This window comes from Pedobacter sp. AC190, from assembly GCF_979258025.1.
Genome location: NZ_OZ409824.1, coordinates 1,031,929 through 1,052,686 on the forward strand (window position 1 = coordinate 1,031,929; position 20,758 = coordinate 1,052,686).

The 20,758-nt window shown below is 41.7% G+C and carries 15 protein-coding genes; 9 read left to right on the forward strand and 6 right to left on the reverse strand.

From position 1 onward, the window contains the following. Window positions 1–178: 178 nt before the first annotated feature. From ACZZZI_RS04515 to dcm, 4 genes are all read left to right on the forward strand, one after another. Window positions 179–646: a very short patch repair endonuclease gene (locus tag ACZZZI_RS04515; RefSeq protein WP_463488724.1), complete on the forward strand. Its 468-nt coding sequence runs from the start codon at window positions 179–181 to the stop codon at window positions 644–646. Window positions 647–782: 136 nt separating this feature from the next. After that, entirely contained in the window at window positions 783–1,766 is a 984-nt protein-coding gene (locus ACZZZI_RS04520) for a hypothetical protein (RefSeq protein ID WP_463488725.1), read from the forward strand. 41 nt (window positions 1,767–1,807) lie between these two features. Beyond that, entirely contained in the window at window positions 1,808–2,704 is an 897-nt protein-coding gene (locus tag ACZZZI_RS04525) for a type II restriction endonuclease (protein WP_463488726.1), read from the forward strand. Further along, a complete protein-coding gene (gene dcm, locus ACZZZI_RS04530; protein ID WP_463488727.1) occupies window positions 2,697–3,695 on the forward strand; it encodes a DNA (cytosine-5-)-methyltransferase in 999 nt (332 codons plus the stop codon). Before ACZZZI_RS04525 ends, dcm begins: the two co-directional genes overlap by 8 nt. A 457-nt stretch (window positions 3,696–4,152) precedes the next feature. On the opposite strand, the gene ACZZZI_RS04535 is transcribed toward dcm, so the two are convergent. Both ACZZZI_RS04535 and ACZZZI_RS04540 read right to left on the reverse strand, forming a co-directional pair. Further along, window positions 4,153–4,710, reverse strand: a complete 558-nt coding sequence (locus ACZZZI_RS04535) for a hypothetical protein (protein ID WP_463488728.1) — start codon at window positions 4,708–4,710, stop codon at window positions 4,153–4,155. Window positions 4,711–4,750: 40 nt separating this feature from the next. Beyond that, window positions 4,751–5,767 carry a CBS domain-containing protein gene (locus ACZZZI_RS04540; protein ID WP_463488729.1) on the reverse strand — a complete coding sequence of 339 codons (1,017 nt, stop codon included), beginning with the start codon at window positions 5,765–5,767 and terminating at the stop codon, window positions 4,751–4,753. 397 nt (window positions 5,768–6,164) lie between these two features. Between ACZZZI_RS04540 and ACZZZI_RS04545 the strand changes: the two genes are divergently transcribed. Both ACZZZI_RS04545 and ACZZZI_RS04550 read left to right on the forward strand, forming a co-directional pair. Next, complete coding sequence (locus tag ACZZZI_RS04545) at window positions 6,165–8,300, forward strand: McrB family protein (RefSeq protein ID WP_463488730.1); 2,136 nt, start codon at window positions 6,165–6,167, stop codon at window positions 8,298–8,300. Then, complete coding sequence (locus ACZZZI_RS04550; protein WP_463488731.1) at window positions 8,301–10,100, forward strand: DUF2357 domain-containing protein; 1,800 nt, start codon at window positions 8,301–8,303, stop codon at window positions 10,098–10,100. Window positions 10,101–10,491: 391 nt separating this feature from the next. Here the strand turns inward: ACZZZI_RS04550 and ACZZZI_RS04555 are convergent, their stop codons facing one another. The 3 genes from ACZZZI_RS04555 to ACZZZI_RS04565 are packed head-to-tail and all read right to left on the reverse strand — an operon-like array spanning window position 10,492 to window position 15,295. Next, window positions 10,492–11,952 carry a hypothetical protein gene (locus ACZZZI_RS04555; RefSeq protein WP_463488732.1) on the reverse strand — a complete coding sequence of 487 codons (1,461 nt, stop codon included), beginning with the start codon at window positions 11,950–11,952 and terminating at the stop codon, window positions 10,492–10,494. Window position 11,953: 1 nt separating this feature from the next. Next, the gene (locus ACZZZI_RS04560; RefSeq protein ID WP_463488733.1) at window positions 11,954–14,074 is read right to left on the reverse strand and encodes a hypothetical protein; all 2,121 of its coding nucleotides are present in this window, start codon (window positions 14,072–14,074) and stop codon (window positions 11,954–11,956) included. A gap of 9 nt (window positions 14,075–14,083) precedes the next feature. Further along, window positions 14,084–15,295, reverse strand: coding sequence for a 3'-5' exonuclease (locus tag ACZZZI_RS04565; RefSeq protein ID WP_463488734.1), 1,212 nt, complete (start codon window positions 15,293–15,295; stop codon window positions 14,084–14,086). Between the two features lie 223 nt (window positions 15,296–15,518). Here ACZZZI_RS04565 and ACZZZI_RS04570 point away from each other — a divergent pair, with 223 nt between their 5' ends. After that, window positions 15,519–16,154 (forward strand): alpha-ketoglutarate-dependent dioxygenase AlkB, encoded by a 636-nt coding sequence (locus tag ACZZZI_RS04570; protein ID WP_463488735.1) that lies wholly within the window; start codon window positions 15,519–15,521, stop codon window positions 16,152–16,154. Between the two features lie 362 nt (window positions 16,155–16,516). Here the strand turns inward: ACZZZI_RS04570 and ACZZZI_RS04575 are convergent, their stop codons facing one another. Then, window positions 16,517–17,758: a hypothetical protein gene (locus ACZZZI_RS04575; protein WP_463488736.1), complete on the reverse strand. Its 1,242-nt coding sequence runs from the start codon at window positions 17,756–17,758 to the stop codon at window positions 16,517–16,519. A 933-nt stretch (window positions 17,759–18,691) separates the two neighbouring features. On the opposite strand from ACZZZI_RS04575, the gene ACZZZI_RS04580 reads away from it, so the two are divergent. After that, window positions 18,692–19,888, forward strand: coding sequence for a CHASE2 domain-containing protein (locus ACZZZI_RS04580; RefSeq protein WP_463488737.1), 1,197 nt, complete (start codon window positions 18,692–18,694; stop codon window positions 19,886–19,888). Window positions 19,889–19,973: 85 nt separating this feature from the next. Further along, the gene (locus ACZZZI_RS04585; protein ID WP_463488738.1) at window positions 19,974–20,747 is read left to right on the forward strand and encodes a hypothetical protein; all 774 of its coding nucleotides are present in this window, start codon (window positions 19,974–19,976) and stop codon (window positions 20,745–20,747) included. Window positions 20,748–20,758 lie beyond the last annotated feature (11 nt).

Genomic DNA, 20,758 nt, shown 5'->3' on the forward strand with positions numbered 1-20,758 from the left:
TCATCCAAAGAATAGAGAAATTATTGAACACTTGAGCGTGAAAGGTTGACGGGACAGGTTCAGAATACCTTAATCAATTGAGTAGGTATGTTTTATGTATTTTCTGTAAGAATTGATAAATTATGTCGTTTTTATTTCCAAAATTGAAACATCAAACTGAATCATGTGTTTTTAAAACATGTCAGATGTACATAGCAAGGAAAAGCGTTCCTTTAATATGAGTATGATTAAGGGGAAAAATACTAAACCGGAAATGGTGGTCAGGAAGTTTTTACATGCAAACGGATTTCGTTTCCGTATTCATGATAAAAGACTTCCAAGCAGTCCGGACATCGTACTGCCCAGATACAAAACAGTCATATTCATAAACGGGTGCTTCTGGCACGGACATGAAAGTTGCCGTTACTTTATTCTTCCTAAAACCAGAACCGAATGGTGGGCAGAGAAAATTAATAATACGGTTAAAAGAGATATTAAAGCAAGGGAGGCTCTGAAAAATGACAAATGGAAAGTACTGGAAATTTGGGAATGTGAGCTTAAAAAAGCAGCAATCGGCGAAACGCTGACCAGGCTGACCGAAGCTATTCTCAATTCATCGGATGGAGCAAACACATCAGATGTCCTGTTAACAGATCCGGTAGTTTAAGTCCGAATTTTCAGGCTATCTTATTTAATGTGCATCTTTTTTTTGCAACTTGGGACTGAGGTTAAACCGTACATTTATTTTTTAAACCGATAAACCAGTTATTTTAGTATCCTAAAAACCTGACACGCTCTCTTTTATGGCAATTATTTCCCCGCAGGAGATTTTAACAAGCCTGCATCATCTGCTTTCGCACAATGTAATCGGTGACCTTCAGTATAACAGCCGGTACAAGGGTTTCGTAGGAGAGCTTGAATTCTCCATATGGCTCGGTGAGAACCGGCCCGATACAAGAACTTTCTCCGGCGGATATTTTATCCCGACAGTCCCAGGCGCTGATACACTCGATTCTCCATTATACTTTACAGTTTCAGATGATGATCCCAAAGGATACCTTCCCATTTATGCCCGTGTTTCAAGGCTTAAATGTAAGGCCATGTTTTTTATCCGCTGGTCCGGAGAAGATCATAAAGACTGGACCTTGAAGGACGTCATGGGTACAGGTACCCCGCTTCCGGTTCCGGAGCTCAGGTTTTTTGTTTTTGACATGGTAAATCATGTCTTTACTGAAAGCAGGCTGGAGGAATTAGTTAAATATTTCCCTTTAACCCGTCGAGGTCTGAAACCTCATGCCTCAAACGAATCAAGGGATTATTTTCTGGGCAAACTGGCTAAATTTCCAATTAAGGCATTAACGGATTTATATGTGCAGCGGCTTATTTTTGACGGATATATTGGTGCTGGTAAAGAAAGGGGACTGCCTTCGGATATCGATTTTATCCTTTACTCTGAGATCAGCAAAGAATTGCAGTTCATTGAACTTAAGGAAAAAGACCTCTCTAAAAGAGAGCCCGTGGGTTTTGGCATGGATGTTCACCGGATACTTAACCTTAAAAAAATTACTGAGGTTACCAGGATAAAACTGTTTTACATTGTGCGCAGGGTCGATAACCAGACTGAACGGAATTTTATGGAGTGGCGCATTATTGATATCCTTGATTTTGAGCGGAATCTGAGTGGAAAAATAATTCAGGGAGGTATTGGAATGCGCGCGGAAAACAGCGATAATCCGACAATGATTTGCCCGCTTGAACATTTTAAAGTGCTTTCAACGGTCAGATAATCCTTAATTATTGCTAAATTTGAAAACAAGAAATAACGAACTTGAACAACACCAGCCAGATTCCCAGTATTATTGAAATTCCGCCACAGGAGCTGGAAGACTTTGACATTCTTATCCGTAAGTACCGGATGGACCACATCAGAAGTTCAGCAGAAATTGTTGAGGTGGCCATGCTTAATAACCATAAATTTATTGAGCAGCTGGAATCAAGAAAGGTAAGTGAGTGTGTAAGGGATCTCAGGGAAGTGGTCTGGCAGGAGTATCTGCTGGACGAGGTCAACTTCAATGCGGTGCTGATGCGGGATTTGCATAAACTTCTGAATACACCAAATGAAATCCTGCAGGGATTGCTCAGTGAGAATATGATCACAAGAAGGGATGATGAGCTGCTGGAAAGGGTTAAGGAAGTTTGCGGGGAATATGCAGGAAGAGTATTTCCCTACATTTATAGGCTTGCCTTAAGTAATACCCAGTCCAGAAGATCAAGGGCAGGCAAAAGTTTTGAGGCGATTATTTATAAAATTTACGAATATCTGGGTTACCCTTATGATTCTCAGGGCAAGGTGGGAAGAAAAATCTTTGACAGCCTTGGTCTTGGAAAAAAAGTAGACAGTATCCTTCCCGGCGTTGGTGCTTACGCCAAAAGACGTAATAAAACTATTATCGGAACAATGAAAACCTCTCTGCGTGAGCGGTGGCAGGAAGTTGCTGAAGAAATTGAGCGAACAAAAATTCCGGAAATACATTTACTCACCGCTGATGAAAACATTGCCGGAAGTAAGGCGGCAGAAATGTCCAATCATAACATCATTGTTGTGGCCTATGACTGGGTGGCAAATTCCGGTAGTCTTAAGGAACTTAAGAATATCATCAGTTTTGAAGAGTATTTGTTTGAGGAAATTCCGGACATATTAAAATATTGGAAAGAAGATGAGTAAGGAGATAAAGATTATTGACCTGTTTGCAGGTATCGGGGGTATCAGACTCGGATTTGAAAAGGCCACCGGGCATAAGATTAATTGCGTATTTACCAGTGAGTGGAATAAGTTTTCTGCAGAAACCTACCGCGCGAATTTTAATGATGAAACGGTACACGGGGATATCACACAGATTTCAGAAAAAGATATTCCTTCGCATGATATCCTTTTAGCGGGTTTCCCCTGCCAGCCGTTTTCACAGGCAGGACTTAAAAAAGGCTTTTCTGATACCAGGGGAACACTTTTCTTTGATATTGAGCGGATTCTGATCGAAAAAAAACCTCAGGCATTTCTGCTTGAAAATGTGAAGCAGCTAAAAGGCCATGACAAGGGGCGCACGCTTGCCATCATTATTGAGCACATTAAGACTATAGGTTATACCAATGTTCAGTTCAGGGTGTTAAGAGCAAGAGATTTCGGACTTCCACAGAACAGGGAGAGAATTTATATTGTAGGTTTTCTTGATCCTTCTATTGAATTTAAATTTCCTGAGCCAACGAATGAGCCGGTAAAGGTCGGCGATATTTTAGAAGAAGATGTAGACCCTAAATTTACAATTTCTGATCGTCTCTGGGAAGGGCATAAACGAAGAAAAATTGCAAATAAGGAAAAAGGAAAGGGCTTTGGTTTTGGCCTTGTCACTGCTGACTCGGAATACACCAACACGATTTCAGCCAGATACTATAAGGACGGCAGTGAGATTCTCATCGCTCAGGATGGATTGAATCCAAGAAAACTTACTCCAAGAGAGGCGGCAAGACTGCAGGGTTTTCCCGATACATTTAAAATTCCGGTTTCTTCCAATCAGGCATATCAGCAGTTTGGAAACAGCGTACCGGTAAAGGTTGTGGAAAAGGTAGCCTTTGAGATGCTTAAGCACATCAAAATTTCCGCTGAAGCTAAAAAAACAACAGCAAAGAAAAAAAGTCTGCAAAAGGAAGAAGTCCTTTAGCCTTTAAATACAGCAGCGCCTGAGTTATTTCTGCGCTGCTGTATCTGTGATTTCCGGATTCATCCCTCAAAGAATTCTCACCTCTGTTTCTGAGACCAGAAAGACTCTGATCCCTAAAATATTAAGACCAGGTATTATTTTCTCTATTAAACTTTCGTAGTTTACAGGTAATGCTCTTGCAAATTCTGAACCCTTATTTTCATTCAGGTTCATATCAGTCACGGTTTTTAGCAATGCCTTGGCCCACGTGCGATTTCATCTGATCCGGACTGAATGGCTTTCCGTACTTTCCAGAGGTAACGCCTACGCTGGTCGCTCCTTTCACCTCAATACATATTCTTTTCGCAGCTACCTGCAGTGACATCAATTCCATTCTGAATGCTCGTAAGGGTCATAATTTCAGAATACTGTTGAGCGCGCAGGTAGTCCGCCAACAAAGTGGTGATTTTATTTTTGGTCAGCATAGAGATTTCCTTTTAACGGATTTCACCTCTTTTTCAAACCTTCTGCTGAACATCTCCAGTTCCCACATGGCCAGAGAACGCACTGGGGTATGAAACTTCGTACGAAGGTTGCTGATGTGGGTCCTGTATTCCTCTTCACTATCCATTTTTGTCCAGCTTGACACATGCATTTTATCATATTCAGTTAAAACAACACGGTCAACAGGGCAATGGGGCGGCTCAGGGATTTTATCCCTGCACCATTCATACTTCAGGTGGAGATTGAGAAGTTTCTGTGCAACACCAAACTTTAGTTTTCCATCATTGAGGATATCGCTGACACTGTCATTAATTATTTTGCGTATATTTTCAATATGCTGCTCATCATCGATATTACCATTGATATACTGCCCTGTAATTTCTGCTACGATTTCCCTGAGCCGCGATTTAAATTCCTTTTTTTTATTTTCCAGCCCTTTATCCGGTAAATCTTTCCTGTAAACGTTCGCTCTCTGGAACGCTCCTCCGGTCGTCAGCGACCAGAATTCAGCATCTATGAATTTATTTTTCAATGCAGTTAATGTTTTAGAGATTGTGCTACAATAGAGTCAATTATTTAAGTGTGCTGGTCAGGGTATGCAGGAAAGAAACGGTTTCCCTCAAAAGATTCAGGCTTTTCTGAGTTATACCATCGGGATCAAAATGCATTACATCGTTTCTGATTTTTCTAACCTCTTCAAGCTGTTTTACAAAAATACTCCTGTCTATACTAAGGCCAAGTTTGTTGAATTTTTTCGGATCTTCAAAGATGCGCACATACTCGCCGAAGGTAAGTTCAGAGAGCGTTGCGACAGGACGGCTTTCTTCATTCCCGCCTGCCTTAAAGGTCAGCTCTTCAGGACCGAACTTCTGGTCGAGCAATCGCCTTAAATGGTTTTCAACCTGCTCGATAATTAAGAAGGGTTCAGCCATTGAGATAAACTGTTCGCTGATGTCTGTTGCGGTAATTATGCCCGATATAGTTTTATCTTTCTGACGGACCAGTACAACTTCCTTGTCGAGTATGGATTTTACAGCGGTGAACAGCGGTTCGTCATGGTTCAGCACGATGACCTCTTCCTTACAGTCAGATACTATTTTACATACTTTTCCAAGGGCGAGTGCTCTTCCAACTGATTTCCAGCTTATAATCCCTTCCACATCTCGCGCGCCGGAGAGAATGGGGAGCTGAGAGAAATCATGTATGATCATGAGCGTTATCGCCTCGGTCAGCGGCGTGTCCTTGTTTACACATATAAGGCCTTTCCCAAGTCCTTCTTCCTTAATGAGGTTCAGGTTTGCCGCCTTAAGCATGCTTAATCTGGGGGTAGGATCCAGATCCGATTCAGTGGCGTTTTCCTTGCCGGTGCCAATTTTTGGTTTGGCTTTAATCTCGACCTGTCCGTAAAACCATGCGCTCCCGAAGTCGGGCTCACAGATCAGATCGTGTTCTTCGAGCATTTGGTTAACAGTATTGACAACTTTCCATCCTCTTCTGGATACCCCAAGGTAACCGGTAATCTGAGCCGGCCAGATCTTCTGCGACTTTTTTGTTTTTTGTACTTCAAGAAGTACTTCTTTAAAATTCATTTTTTTAAGGTTATATGGCTTGACTGAGCCTCACCTTTTCTGAACAGGCATTTTGCTTAAAACATAAGTTTTAAATGCACAAATATTGCAGGCAGGTTTTCTCTGCTGGCAATTTATCATTGGTAAGTGAGGCATTAATTTAGTTGTGCTAATATAGCATTATTAAGGCTACGATTTAAGTGAGAAATATTGCTCAATACCAAGAAAGACTACAGGCAAACTGAAATCATGTCTTCTATTTGCTAAAAAAGATTAAATTCGCACAGACACTCTCCGTTCAGTTCGGTTTAGTTAAGACATCTGCGATAACAAACAAACTGTTTTGTATTCAACAGCTGATTTGTCCTAAACGAAGATCTGTTTTTTGCAGCAGGGCGTGTTTTTAAAAAAGAAACCTATGCTTAAAGACATCAGCCAGTTGGGCAAAGACACTCAGGAATATTTTAAGGGCATCACCTCATGGCCGGAAATAATTTTCAGTCAGCAGGATAAAACAGAAATATCAAAACTCGAAAACGTAGCGGAGGTTTCAGATCATTCCATTACTTTTCATGTGGAGCGCAATCATTGTATCGTTCCTGGGCAATATGTATTATATGCTGTACTGATTAAACCGTTTGCCACTGCACTTCGTGATCATATGGATGTATTCGACACTTTCAAATCCACGCGTTCAAAGGAGGAAACTGTTAATGAAGTTTTATCCGGCCATTTTGATCTGAACGCACTGAATCTGGACGCGTGGAGCGAGAGCATTGCCCTTAAGCCAGTGGTGGATGAGGGATATAATTTTGCTGCCAAATCGATAATTAATAACAATGCAGGTTCTTCAAAGATAAGGGGGACCAGTGATTTTTTCATGTCCGTTATTCTGAAAATTATCAATGTTCCTGATGCGAGTTCCTCAATGCTTGGTAAGTTTATTTATAGTCTGAGCGGAGCGCGCGACATCTATGATTATCTTGAAAAACGTTTTTACCGTGACTTACCATTTCTGGTAAGCGGCAGACAGATTAATAAGTTTGCTTATGACGTTTTCTCGTTTTTGTTTCAGTATGACGACCTTGAGCGATTAAAGGATAAAATCTCGACCAACCCAGGCACCAGTAATAAATCCATAAAGTCAGATGGCTTGAGCCTGACAAGTATTTTCAGGGTTTCTGATTCCATATTGGAACCACAGGATCTAGTAATGGGCAATAAACCCAGAAGTTTTGTTACCCCGATATATGTTGATCAGGATTCAAAGATTTATTATTTTTCCACTGAATGGACTTCCGAAAAAGATTCAAGACTTGATATTGATTCGATGAAGGTAATTTTAAAACAATATTATCCCGAATTCGAAATTTTTGAAAACTCCGGTACATTTATTTTCAGGGCAGTTGATGCGCCGGTTGTGCAATCAGCAATTTCTCCCCTTCCCCTTGATCTTGATGCAGCTCTTGCTGACATTCGCTCGGCTGGTCTTTTTTATGAGCGCAGCTTGATTTCAAGATTTGTGGCTTCCCTGTTAACTAAGCCCTTTGTTATTCTTACCGGACTCTCAGGTTCCGGGAAAACCAAGCTTGCTCAGTGCTTTTTTCAGTGGATTAGTCAGGATAAAAAGCAGTATCTGCTGGTACCCGTTGGCGCAGACTGGACCAACAGGGAACCTTTACTGGGTTACCCGAACGCGCTTAAATCAGGGGAATATGTAAGCCCGGACAGCGGGGTTCTGGATTTAATTATTCAGGCAGCTAAGTTTCCGCTCCTGCCACATTTTTTATTGCTTGATGAGATGAATCTAAGTCACGTAGAGCGTTACTTTGCTGACTTTTTAAGTGTAATGGAATCGGGAGATGGAATTCCATTACATGATTTTGAGACCGCTGAAAACGGAATTCCATCCAGACTATCCCTGCCTGCAAACCTTTTTATCGTCGGAACGGTGAATATCGACGAGACGACCAGCATGTTCAGTCCGAAGGTTTTAGACAGGGCAAGCACAATTGAATTCAGAGTTAATGATGCTGAAATGGCAGGATTTCTCGAAGGAATTAAAGTTATTAATAAGGATTACCTGAATGCTAATGGCGCTGCAATGGCTGCTGATTTCCTGAGCCTTGCAGCGGAAAAAAATATTGTCAGGGAAGATGCTCAGGAGGTGAATAAAACCATGCTGGGATTTTTTGCTGAACTTAAAAAAATCGGCGCCGAGTTTGGTTATCGGAGTGCAGGGGATATTATCAGGTTAATCTCCCAGCTTGGCAAGGTGGATAAAGGCCTTTCCCTTAATCAAAAGATAGATATTGCCATAATGCAAAAACTGCTACCTAAGCTTCACGGGTCCAGAAGAAAGCTTTGTCCTGTGCTTGCAACTTTAGGTCTTTTATGCATCAGCGCATCGCTGAAGATTGAAAAGGAGGTTTTTGATAATCCTGATTTTGAATTTAACTCAGCTCAGGTTCTATATCCGCTTTCACTTGAAAAAATATCAAGGATGTACAATGCGGCTGTAGATAACGGTTTTGCGAGTTTTGCTGAAGCTTAAATGAAAAATCTGCCGCTGGTTATAATTTCGTTAGATCACATAAAGGATGGGCTCCAGTTAGAAATAGCTGAGCGTCTTGAAGGTACCTTGTTTGATGCGCATGGGGATCCGGAACTTTATAATGAGTCCAGATTTCAGCTCGTGGAAGGCTGTTTCTATGATTATGCCTTTAATGATGTGGAATTTGGCTTTGGTCCCCTTGAGGTACAGATTGTCCTTTCGCATAAGCGGATGCCTCATGTGGGTACCCTGGCTCCAAATATCTTTGTTGGAACGCTTTCACTACAGCTTACTCAAAAGGGTGAGCCAATGGGCAGCATTTCTCTGGAGGTCAGGTCCGTAAAAACCTCTTACCGGGAGGATTACCGCCAGATGCTGGAGGCAATTACTGAGAAATGTTCCGGACTTCTTTTACAGGCAAATTCGCCTGTTAATCAGTATTTCGATGTTGATTATACCGCAGATGCGCAAACGCTTTATCAGCGTTTTGCTTTTATCAGCTCCATCATCAAAACCGATGAGTTTTCTCAGGCTGTAAGCAGAATTGTATCTGCTCCGGTCACTGTATGGAAAAACAGTATAAAAAGTTCAGATATCCGCAGGGTAAGAAGATTTACAGCTAAAAACATAAAAGAGCTGTTAAAAGGTGGCAATCAATCAGTCCTCGCTGAAGATCATTACCTTCAAAGATATGGTCTGAGGAGTCTTCCAGAAAGAATTGAGTCTGCACATAAAATAGATTCTGCAGATACGCCAGAAAACCGTTTCATCAAGCATTCCCTAGAAACCTACTTAAAGTTTTGTACTGATATCAATACCCGTGCCCAGGGAGAAAGCAAACTTCATACAGAAACGCTGGCTTTAATTGCAGAGCTGGAATCATATCTTCACCATAAGATTTTTAAGGAGATCTCCAGACCTGAAACGCTTAAATTAAACAGTCCCGTGCTTCAGCGGAAGGAAGGTTACAGGGAAATGCTGCGCGTCTGGTTGATGTTCGATCTGGCTGCAAAAATGATCTGGAAGGGCGGTGATGACGTTTACGCAGGAGGTAAAAAAAATGTAGCCGTGCTATATGAGTATTGGTTATTTTTTCAGCTGCTTGATTTATTTCAGTCGGTTTTTTCTATTGAACCCAAAGACATTGAGCAGCTTATTGCGCATACTTCTGTCGGATTAAACCTTCAGTTGAGACAGGGAAGATTTACTGCCCTTCGCGGGGTGTATGAAAAGGCAGGGCGAAAACTTAATATCCGCTTCAATTATAACCGCTCCTTTACAGGAAACAAGGAGTACCCTTCGTCAGGCAGCTGGTCAACAACGCTAAGGCCGGACTATACTCTTTCTATCTGGCCGGAGAATCTTTTAGAACAGCTGGCCGAAACTAGCGAACAGATTGTTCACATTCATTTTGATGCAAAGTATAAGATTGCAAACATGACTGAGCTAATGAGGGACCGCAGTGAGCAGGAGCTGAATGAGGAAAAAACGCAGAACCGTAAAGGGATTTACAAGAATGCGGATTTATTGAAAATGCATGCCTACAAAGACGCCATCAGAAGAACCGGTGGTGCATATATATTATATCCAGGTGAATTCTCCCTTTACAGAAAAGGTTTTCATGAAATCTTGCCTGGTCTTGGTGCTTTCGCAGTTCGTCCATCAAAGACAGATACAGGAATCGCTGAATTAAAAGCATTCATTCTAGAAGTTGTATCACATTTTTCAGACCAAACGACCCAAAGAGAAAACATGGCTCAGCAGACTTTTGATATACATAAAATTCCTCCTGAATGTTAGGCAAGTAAAGCATTATTTTAACAATAAAGCATAAAATCGCCATTTTTAAAAAACCGCTATCAATATTTTCTGAGTATTTAAGATATCTATTATAGAATCGATGATACTATCAAGCGGAATAGCTGGTAATATATCAAGCGGAGTGGTGCATGCTGGAGATAAACGGATGATAATGCCGCAAAGCTGACCAGGAACGGGTTGACGTTCAAAAAAAGTGTTAGAAAATGCTTTGATATACTCCCTAAATCCCCGTTTATAATCTTCCTTTCTTTTTTCAAAGTTTCGAAAAACTGCGAAAGCTCAGAAATCGATACTTGATTTAATGATTTTTTTTTATGATTTTTCTGAGTATTTAAGGCCACACGATAACGACCTACAATTCCTGGCTACCTCAGTCAAGTTTCAGGATTTGCTGATAGACCAGTTGATCGGTAGAATAAAAGCTACCCCTTGAGTTAGAATAAGGAATATTCCGGCTTCCATTATAAATGATCTGGAAAGCGCCAACATGCTCCTTAAATTCCTCATATTTGGCGTTCCGGCGCGTGCCGACGGCATTTTGGAAGATAAAGAAACATGGGCATCCGGGCTGGCTTTTACGGACATTGAGTACATCCTGGGCCAAAGCGCTTGGATCCAGGTATTCGCTCGCAAATAAGTAACTCGCATTGATGAAAATGCTGTTTGCTTTCTCCAACACCTGAAAATCCAGTTCATTGAGCTCTTTTAAACATATGGTATGCTCCTTGGGCCGAAAAAGGTCATTGTTCAAAAAATATCCAGCGCCGTTGCGCATACTGTCGAAGTAATCTACCCCGACATAATCAAACTCTACCCTTCCCCCGGTATGCTGGTGGATGTGGTCAATGAAGGCCAGAGCGCTGGTTGCCGGGCCACAGCCAATATCTATAAATTTAACTGTTCCCGCTGTACTGTATAAGGTCTGGAATACGTCTGAACGTTCAAAAAGATGCAGTGCGGCAAAATAGTGCATTCTCATGTTGCAATACGCATAAAGTCGTACCATGTCCAGACCAGAAAGCCCCTCTATGGGCTTATCAAAATCTGTCTGTCCAAAGTTGATGATGTCCTTTTTGATTTCGTCAAACGTATACCCCATTAGTAGCCGACTCCAATTGGTTTCTGGATGTGCTTTTATAGGGACAATGATTTTATCCCTAAAAAGTTGCTCTGCCCAAGCACTTGGCTCGAATATCTTATCCACATGGGCGTTGTATTCGAGATTCAGCTCGAACTGTTCCAGATTTTCCCGGTAAAAAAGCAAAATGGGAAAGTCTTCGGCCAAGGCATCCGAAGAAAACAGGGCAACAAATTCTTCCAGGTCACCTTCTTTTCCATATCTTCCCATTGCATGGCAGGCGTACTCAAAATACTCATGTATATCCCTCACAACCTCATTTTCGTAGCTTTCGTCCTCCTCGCTCAGTGCATTGGAGACTTTCTCGAGATACTTGGGCAAGGAATTGAAGTGATCTAGATAGTGATTGTACTGCTGATAGTGTATCCAAGCCTCGAGCCGGTTGCGTAAAACCGAGGGATTCACCTTGCGTATACAGTTGGATACGCCTGGACGGTGATTTGCCCGCTTAAAGTAATTGCCAAGCTGGCCATATAAAAACTGGATCTGCACAGAGGACTTCTGGACTTCGCTGGCAGACACATTGTTCTGCGAAAGGTGACCGAGTAGCCTGCGGAATTTAGAGATATTTGCCTGATCGGAGCCTGCATGGATGAAAAGCAATTGGAGTTCCCGACGGTGTTCAGATACGAAGTTTATAATTTCTTCGGTAGAAAGCAGCACGAAACGTGCTAAGAGCCCATCAATTTCCATCTTAAAGTTCCTTGTTTTCTTTGGCTAGTAAAACACGGATGCGAAGCTCTTCAATTTTTATTTTCATGGATGGGTGTTTCAACCGCTCGATGAGCGTTGCCCTAGAGAAGCGCACTTCTTTCAGTGCTTCTACCAAACCATGATTGACCAAGCGTCTGGCTGCGTTTGCAGAAAACTCAGGCAACATCGATAATTTCTGGCATAAAAACCCAAGCTCGGTATGGTACCCGATCCATTCCTCACCTGCACTGATCTGGCCAATGAGCGTATCAAATTCTGAAGGCAGGCGCTTGATACGGATCGACTCATATTTCTCCCCAATGATAGATGATCGGCGGAAAATGATCTCTTTTTGGCGATCAGCATAGATGCTGGTCTCCTCTACTGGAAATGCGCCTTGAATATAATCAGGCCTGCTCAAGCTGGTTTGAAAGACGTATCCAAAAACGATATCAATTACCGACCGATCAAATTCGCTGTCGACCTTGAATTTTATCTCTGGCCTTGGTTTTGGATTTGAGGACAGCGAGACGGCCTCACTGACGCTTGCCATCCGCTCTTCACTGTTCGCCAGGGCAGCGTAACCATAGAAATAGCCTAGCAAACCGAATGCATATTCACCATACATCACCGCGTACTGGCTGACGATGTCCCGCCTTGCGATGAGTATGTTATTTTGCTGCGCGTAATTGCGCAAGTATGAAAATATGTACAATGGTAAAATGGAAGTTGACTTCGTGGCAATTCCCTCCACTAACCGTATAGCTGATTTTCGTTTGATGGCATCTTTTAAGTTGCCATTAATCTCCCGGATCCGCTCTTGTGGGATGGACTCATCCTTGATGGCTGCTAGGGCAGACATAAAATCCTTTACATCTCTGTCATTAAAATTTTCATCTATCTGCAATCTAGAAAATAGCCACTTTAGCAAAGGCTTATCACCAGGACAGTTTTCCTCAAATAAAAAACTGTAGAATTCGGAGAGGCTTGGGTTGGATAGAATTGCCGAACCGAAGGCTGGCTCGAGTGCCTGCATCGCCAGAAAGAAATGATCTGAGACTGATTTATAAAGCCCTGTACCTGAAGAGGTCAGGTAACTATAGTTTCTAATAAAGGCCAACAGCCCCAGGGTGCGGTTGAACTTATTAATTTTGGCGCTGTAATCCGTCCCTTGTTTTTGCAGCTTCAAGCTATTAAAGTCCGCCGTTGAAATTCCAACGGTGCCGACAGCGATGAGCTGTTGGGGAATAAATCCTCCATCAAATAAAGTCGCATCGCTCAAAATTGTTGTTTTCACGGCATCACTCCTGACAATAACCGATTTAACGCTGGTAATCGCAAGTGGGAAATCCATAAACGCGAACCGGCCCTGGACATTTAGGCCAGGTAACTGGAAAGACTTAAGCTGCACTTGTAGCAAAACCATTTCCGGATCCGGATTTGAGGCATTGTTAGAGAGGATAAGCTGGTCGGTATATGCCGACTGTAAGTCTGAAAAGGCGCGGTTGGGATAATAGCGTGAAGGCAAGACTATCGCCCTGGAAAAATAATGGTAGATATTGCCCCTGTGGATTTCCAGATAAATTGGCTTGGCCGGATCAAATGCGATGTGCTGGTCAGCAGCATCGTTCGAGACATTTTCTTGGACCTTTTGCATAGGGGCTTCCAAGGATACAGCAACAGGGTTTTCAATCTCATGCAGCGCTTCTTCCGTCGAAGGTTGATCAACTCCAGGCTCCTCTTGAGGAGTTATTGTATGCTCGGCCGCCATCTCGCCATCCATTTCTTTTTCTATGATGGGAGCTGCCATTGCATCCTGGCTCGATTCCGATCCTGTACCGGAGGTTACATGGGTTGAGCTTGCCTCGGTATGTACATCTATTAGTTCCAGCGGAATATTTTTAGGGTCCTGTCTGAGATTTTTTGAAACTGTCTTACTGGCCTTCTTTGCAGCAGTTTTGGCAGGCTTTTTCTTTGTGTTTGCTTCCTTCTCCTCCTCGGCCCCTAGCGATGCGGCGGCTTGTTGGTGGACCAGGCCTTCCAGATCTTGCTCGCTGAACAAAGTTGCATCCAGCTTATTTTCTCCGGTCACTGTCTTATCGTTGTTACTTTTCTTGGCCATATTACTTTTTTAAAAAGGGAGGTCATCATCCTCTCCCGCTGCTTCAACTCGTGAATAAAAAGACAGTGCTTCTGGCTTTTTATTACACAACACAATAAAATCATTTTTTGCCCGGGTCACTGCTACGTAGTAATGGCTCGGTGTTGCTTTGAATCGCCCGTCGTCATTCTTTGTATTGGTCGCTATATCCGATTGTTCAAAAAATGGCAAAATCACTACATCAAATTCCAGTCCTTTGCAAGATTCAAATGTAGTAATGAATGGCGAACTTAAGCGAATCTGCATCGCTTTTTCATGTGGAATACTCATCTTGTTATAATAGTAAGAAAATGAGCGGGCTACAGGTGCGTGCTCGTGGCAAGAGTACTGATGCCCCTCCAAAAACACCCGGATTGTGGTGATTTCCTCAGGAGAGTGGACCAAGATCCCAACGTTACTGTTCTGGTTGGCTTCGATAATTTCTTTGAGCATCCCTAACTGCTCTACAACCGTATATCCATCCCTCACCTCAGGCTGGTTGCCCGTACGTAAATGTTCGGTTTCCATTTGCTGTACCCTCGGATCATCTGGCACAAATCCTTTTGCAAACTCAAAAATCTCCTTGGTATTGCGGTAATTGGTCTCTAGGTACTGCCGGTCGGTACTCGCGTCCTGGTTCCACAGCCCCTCAAATATGGTATCCTCCAATTCATCCGAGGTGTAATGCCCTCGGTAATTCTGCGCACGGTCCGCGCCAACTGAAATCGTCTCGCCCAGGATAAAGGCATTGGCATAAACAGTGCGGGGCAGGTCTTGGCCTTCATCGAAAAATATTTCATCGAAACGTGGGTGTTCCGCTGCGTATGACTCAAAATTGTCTTTGACAATTTCGTCTTCCGCCTCAGCATCGTAGTACTTAATCTGTTTGTGGTGCCAGTTGTAAAAGGTTGACAACTGGTTTTCAACAACATGCTTGATTTGTTCCTGGTCAAAGCCGCCGAAAAGTTCTTCGGCCCTGTCCCTTAAAGTACCTCTTATCGAGTAGATCAAGGCCCGGTTATAAGTGAAGAGCATAAGGTGTTTTTTTTCGAGCACCGCCCTTAAAAAACGGTAAATGGTGACTACGGTTTTTCCGCTTCCCGGGCCACCGGTGATTAGCATTGGAACCCTTGGGTCATAGGCTAATTGCTGGTCATCATTGAGCGCGGTGATGGCCGGCAGCGTAAATTTAAATTCAGGCATTAATTTATTTTGAGGCGTTAAACATATTAGCGCTCAGCTTGGCAGAATTGGCTGCCAGACAAAGCGTTATTACAAAAGTAAAATTTAAATCCAAAAACCCTAATTTCCAAGCATTTTCCTGATAATAAATTTAATTGTATTTTACTAATATTTTTAGTATTTTTGTCTCATAATTTGCTCGTACTGCATTTCAATACCAAACCTTATCTTTGTAGAAGCGTTTATGAAAACCCAACCGAAATTTGATCTCTTCAATCCTGCACCAGCGCAGCCTGTTACACTTGTACAGACTGTTCCCAGTCCCATGCGGATTGCTGGGCTGGAATACCGAACTGATTTCATCACCTCAGCACAGGAGCTGGAACTCTTATCGCATATCGCCGAGGAGCCCTGGTTAGGTGACCTTAAGCGCAGGGTACAGCATTATGGTTGGAAATATGATTACCGCGCGCGGTCTTTGAACTACGACATGTACCTAGGTCCTTTACCGGAATGGATAAAATTCATCGCGGATAAACTTGTACACGAGCAGCTAATGAGTGAAGCGCCTGATCAGGTGATCATCAATGAATATAAGCCTGGCCAGGGTATTGCAAACCATGTCGACTGTGAGCCTTGCTTCGGAGATACCATTATCTCGTTAAGTCTAGGATCAGCCTGTGCGATGAACTTCATTGAGCTTTCCAGCAAGACTAAACAGGAGTTTATACTCCAGCCATGCAGTGTGGTAGCGATATCAGGAGATTCCCGTTACAAGTGGTCACACGGAATACCAGCCCGACTGGCTGATGAAATTGATGGCATGCGGGTAAACCGAGCGCTAAGGATCTCGATGACTTTCAGAAAAACAATACTATAAAATCATTTTACTTAATATGTTTTTTTCTGAGTCAATACCACCTTTGTCTTGAGAACGAAAGCACTGCTCGATAAACTATAATTCGATCATATTACGTCTATTGGGCGAAAGCTGATACTATCCTGTAAGCCTTTTTGAGACTTTAAGCACTTCTATGGGCATGTTTTTTCAAATCTAAGAGCTATCCCGCTTAAGAGCACAAAGTGGATCTATCTTTTACGGCTTTAGCTGTTAGTATGATCTTAACCTTTCAGGAAATCAACCAACTTTAGCGCGGGGATTTTGCGGTTGCGCTGATGGATGCGGGATTTATGGTAGAAGAATGTGATGCGGTGCTGCTACAGTTTGACTTGTCCTTGAGTTTAGTTTAAATCCCAACCTTCTGCTTGGAAGCGTTTTTCCATTTGCGTTAGCTCCTCTTTGGATGGATCCTTCAACTGCTTGGCGTACCCATATGCGATATGTTCTTTGGACCTGGACAAGGCGATCGCTCCAAGTTCTTGGTTATTGAATTTTGTTCTATAGTGGGCGTGTAGCATCGCTAACTCAAGGAAAGCATTGATTTGGTTTATGTCAACTTTGTCTGAAAACCAAATAAAAAGAAAATGGGTGTCTTTGAAGATGAGCCTTGTCCTGTTCACCTGGACGTTTGGTCTCAAGCTGATTTTCTCATGGTATTTCTGGAATTCCATGGATAGCTGTGCACGTTCAAGCCGCTTGAATCTGAAAAGCATCCTTGCCAGATGGTGGCCCTTATCGGTATTGATTACATGTTTCGCAACCAGGTTGTCAAAGAAATAACTGTCTTTTTCCAATTCCAGTTTTTGCTGATAAACTGGGTGCGTGCGAAGCTGATCCCATTGTCCATCAATACTGAAGAGCAGGCTTTCTCTCTGCATCGGCTCCTGAACGTTTTCAAAAGAAAAGCCGCTCGCCAAAAAATAGGCGATCAGATCGACTTCTTTACCGTTGATGATAATGAGGTTTCCGGTTTCCTTTGTGATTTCTTTTACAGCCCTTTCAGCGGCAAGTGCATCGTTCTCTGCAAAGTCATACTCCTCACGTGGGAAGATAAATGCTGGCCTGGTGCCAAAAAATTCAAACCTTGTCTTGAGGTAATTCAGGAAATCTGGAATGGTGTCCAATAATTCGACAGCGTCCATCCAGGCTTCCGCATCCATCACGGCGTATGGTTTTCCATTTTCAACAAACGAAGACTGATAGAATTTCACGCCTGTATTGAGATTTACAATAATCCGGTAAATATCCTTTATCTCCTCTTTGGGAAATAGTTCACCGTTTCGATCCGGATGCTGTATCAGGATTGCCCTTTGGCCGAATAGTTTTCGCTCAGCACCGTTGATCTGCTTAACGGCTTTTTTGATGGTGTGATTGAAATACCTTTCATAGTTACCACTGAAAGCGTAATTTTTTACGGAGACGATCACGCAAGCCTCATCGAATATGATGAGTAGATCGCAGATTTCCTTGTTGTCTCCAGTGATGTCGTTTGGACCTGGGAAACACCAATATTTCAGAAAAGAGTCGAATGCCAGTTTGTTAACAAAATCTTCCCCAACTTGTCCTTTATCGTTTATGTTCATTATTTTTTAAGCGCGTTTATTGACCGAAATTACAACATAAATCGTCAGAAATATCTGCGCACACAAAATCTTTGATATTTGTTTAAAGGTTGCTATGATCTTTTTTTTGTGGTGTTTGCTCTTTATATAGCTGCGATGCCCACAATGTACCTCAAACCGAGATCAGAAACGGTTTGGTGATTCAGTATTGTAAAGCAGGTTTTCTTGCTTTTTCACCGGTAGATCCGGGCCTGTCTGCTGATCTGTATTTTTTCCAGAGGGAGCATTCATAGTAAATTTGATCTTCTTGGTGGATGATGGGGCTCGAACCCTTTCAAAGATTGACTACAAATGTTCATCTGATGAATATTGTTCAGCAGGAAACATTGTCGACCAGAGAAAAATGAATTTTTTGCTACTTAATCCTAAAAATCGCAGAAATATTTTTTTAGATGAATTTCAAAATATCACTTCAAACTTCAAAAAAAAAGTTACATTTACAGTATAGCATTTGCACTAAAAAGCCACAAAAAAAGCGGTGAGTCACTAGGTGAGTATCTAACCGAAAGCCCAATAAATATTGATTAAACGCATGCTTTCGGACTATGTTCGAATCCCAGCGGGTCCACTTCCGATTATAGTAACTTCTTTTTTTCAGAATTGTCCGAATGGTAAAGTTTATAGATGATATGATTCATCGGAATGACAGAATAACCGATTTTTACACCTAGATAACTTCGAGGCAATGGAATGTCCCGAATTTCGGGCATACCTAACAGGGAAATTTGCAAGCTAACATTTCAGCGAGAAATAAAAACCATCAGGATTCCTTACGAGTCGAAACTTCTAATCGCTAATACAGCAACGTGTCAATAAAAAATATATAATTCACTGCGTATCAGTAAGGATATTAGAAAATATATTATAACTTTAGCTAAAATCTCTTTAACGCCCATGTCCTCTAAAAGGCTTTTTGCAAAGTCAAATCCTATTGTAATTAAGGTAGGTTATTCATGTCTTCATGGAGCATTCCTGCTCATTCTGGCAATTTTAGCGTTAAACATTGATTACAATTTTGCTCCTGAAGAAAGTCAAATTAAGTCAACACTATTTATTGATGACCTTTTCTCAACAAAAAGCGACTTATCTGGGGATTATACCTTTATTGATGTGAGTGCAAGCAAAGTCGTTGTTCCAAGGGTTGATCTAAATGGAAATCAAGTACTAACGGACAGAAAAGCACTTTCAAGATTATTCAAACAAATAAGTAATAAGCCTGATCAGCCTATTATTTGCGATTTACTTTTCGACATCGCAACAAATCAGGATGAGGAGTTTAGCAAAACAATAAAACACGTAAATGGACTGATCGTACCTTTTTCCCGGGAAGGAAATCAGGTATTGAATCCATACCTGAAGGGCGTAAATACGGGCTATGCTGGCTATCAACAATCTTCGGGGCTTTACTCATCCGACAAATTATTAAAATACCAATACTCAACCCCTTCAGGCGCAGCGACAATTCCCTTAAAAATAGTTGAGCAGATTTCGGGTATGACTGCTCGCAAGACCTTGGGCCTTTTATGGTTAAAAGGAAAGGTATACTTCAATACTATTATTTATGAGAACTACATTTCCATCTCTGATTTAGATGCGGCTGGAGGCAAAAGTAAACTTATCCCGCTTAACGAAATTGTGGATTTGCTGGAAGCTGATCAAAAAACATTTTATGATCAGTTTTTTCGTGGAAAAACTATCATTATTGGGGATTTCAGTGGCGATCTCCACCCAACCTATAGCGGCAAAGTACCAGGGTCGTTAATCCTTGCAAATCTTATCATTGGTTTTTTAAAAGGAGATAACCAGATCAGTTTGTCATGGTTATTATTCATGCTTTTTAGTTTCTCCCTACTAAGTTATCTGGTTTTTTATCCGCCAATAGTATTTGAAAAGGTAATAAAATACTTCAAAAATACACCCTTTGGATCGGCGCTGGTAGAATTTTTCACATTCTTCCTAATTACCGGATTTTTGTCGTTAGTCTCATTTTCACTTTTTCACAAACACATAGATGTGGTACTGATTTCCCTTTACCTAACAGCAGTATCCCTGTACCTTGAATTTAAGGCACATAAAAAAAATAAGTTATAGCATGATGGTTATTTTGATTTTCCTACAGTTGTTTTTCAGCCAGTCGAATGACATTTATTATGTTTCACATATAAACGGAAAAGTAATGAGCTCTAAAACCCGTCAGGCTCTGAAAATCGGTGATCAGCTCAAGCTGGATGATGCATTAATTTTCAATAGTGATGAAGATTTAGTAGCACTCATAAGCCCGCAGAAGGGACGCTACACCTTGCGACGTAAAAAATCGCTTAACTCGAGCAGACTTCCAGGAATTTTAGTTAAGCTAAGTGAAAATCTCATTCCCACTAACTTAACTCAGACCCTGGCAGGACGTGGCGTCATCAATTCAAAAAATGATCTTAAGTTTTTTTTCAAAAATCTTGCCCGCAAACAAGGAGACACCATCCCCCGTCTGACACTTTTAGACACACTAAGTTTTTCTCTTTCCAAATCCGCTTTCACAGACTTAACGAAGCAGTTTTTTTTCATCCGTTATACTTTGAACGGCGAAATAATTAACAAAAAACTCAGCTTTGACATTGCTGGAAATTCTTCCGGTGAGATTGCATTGGTAATTGACAAAAACCTTTTTTTGGTCGATGGAAAACCCATTAATCAGGCAAACACATCCGCGCTAGGCCTTTATTATTACGATGCGGTTCAAAAACAATCTGAATTGATTTCCGCACTGAAAATCTCTTCCTATCCGCCTGAGCAATTAATTAAGGAAGTAAAGGTATTGAAGAGTAATTTAAACCTACTATACGCCTCCAGCCCAAACAGAGTGAAAATAGTTGAAGATATCATTTTAGATGAACTTTCAGTATACTATGGTTACTTAAATCAGCAGGAAATCCTAGAATTCATTCTTCATCCATAACCAAATTCATA

Excerpts from the sequence above, each read along its gene's own strand:
- ACZZZI_RS04515 (WP_463488724.1), top strand. The coding sequence starts at position 179 with ATGTCAGATGTACATAGCAAGGAAAAGCGTTCCTTTAATATGAGTATG.
- ACZZZI_RS04520 (WP_463488725.1), top strand. The coding sequence starts at position 783 with ATGGCAATTATTTCCCCGCAGGAGATTTTAACAAGCCTGCATCATCTG.
- dcm (WP_463488727.1), top strand. The coding sequence starts at position 2,697 with ATGAGTAAGGAGATAAAGATTATTGACCTGTTTGCAGGTATCGGGGGT.
- ACZZZI_RS04540 (WP_463488729.1), bottom strand. The coding sequence starts at position 5,767 with ATGAATTTTAAAGAAGTACTTCTTGAAGTACAAAAAACAAAAAAGTCG.
- ACZZZI_RS04545 (WP_463488730.1), top strand. The coding sequence starts at position 6,165 with ATGCTTAAAGACATCAGCCAGTTGGGCAAAGACACTCAGGAATATTTT.
- ACZZZI_RS04550 (WP_463488731.1), top strand. The coding sequence starts at position 8,301 with ATGAAAAATCTGCCGCTGGTTATAATTTCGTTAGATCACATAAAGGAT.
- ACZZZI_RS04555 (WP_463488732.1), bottom strand. The coding sequence starts at position 11,952 with ATGGAAATTGATGGGCTCTTAGCACGTTTCGTGCTGCTTTCTACCGAA.
- ACZZZI_RS04560 (WP_463488733.1), bottom strand. The coding sequence starts at position 14,074 with ATGGCCAAGAAAAGTAACAACGATAAGACAGTGACCGGAGAAAATAAG.
- ACZZZI_RS04565 (WP_463488734.1), bottom strand. The coding sequence starts at position 15,295 with ATGCCTGAATTTAAATTTACGCTGCCGGCCATCACCGCGCTCAATGAT.
- ACZZZI_RS04570 (WP_463488735.1), top strand. The coding sequence starts at position 15,519 with ATGAAAACCCAACCGAAATTTGATCTCTTCAATCCTGCACCAGCGCAG.
- ACZZZI_RS04575 (WP_463488736.1), bottom strand. The coding sequence starts at position 17,758 with ATGAACATAAACGATAAAGGACAAGTTGGGGAAGATTTTGTTAACAAA.
- ACZZZI_RS04580 (WP_463488737.1), top strand. The coding sequence starts at position 18,692 with ATGTCCTCTAAAAGGCTTTTTGCAAAGTCAAATCCTATTGTAATTAAG.
- ACZZZI_RS04585 (WP_463488738.1), top strand. The coding sequence starts at position 19,974 with ATGAGCTCTAAAACCCGTCAGGCTCTGAAAATCGGTGATCAGCTCAAG.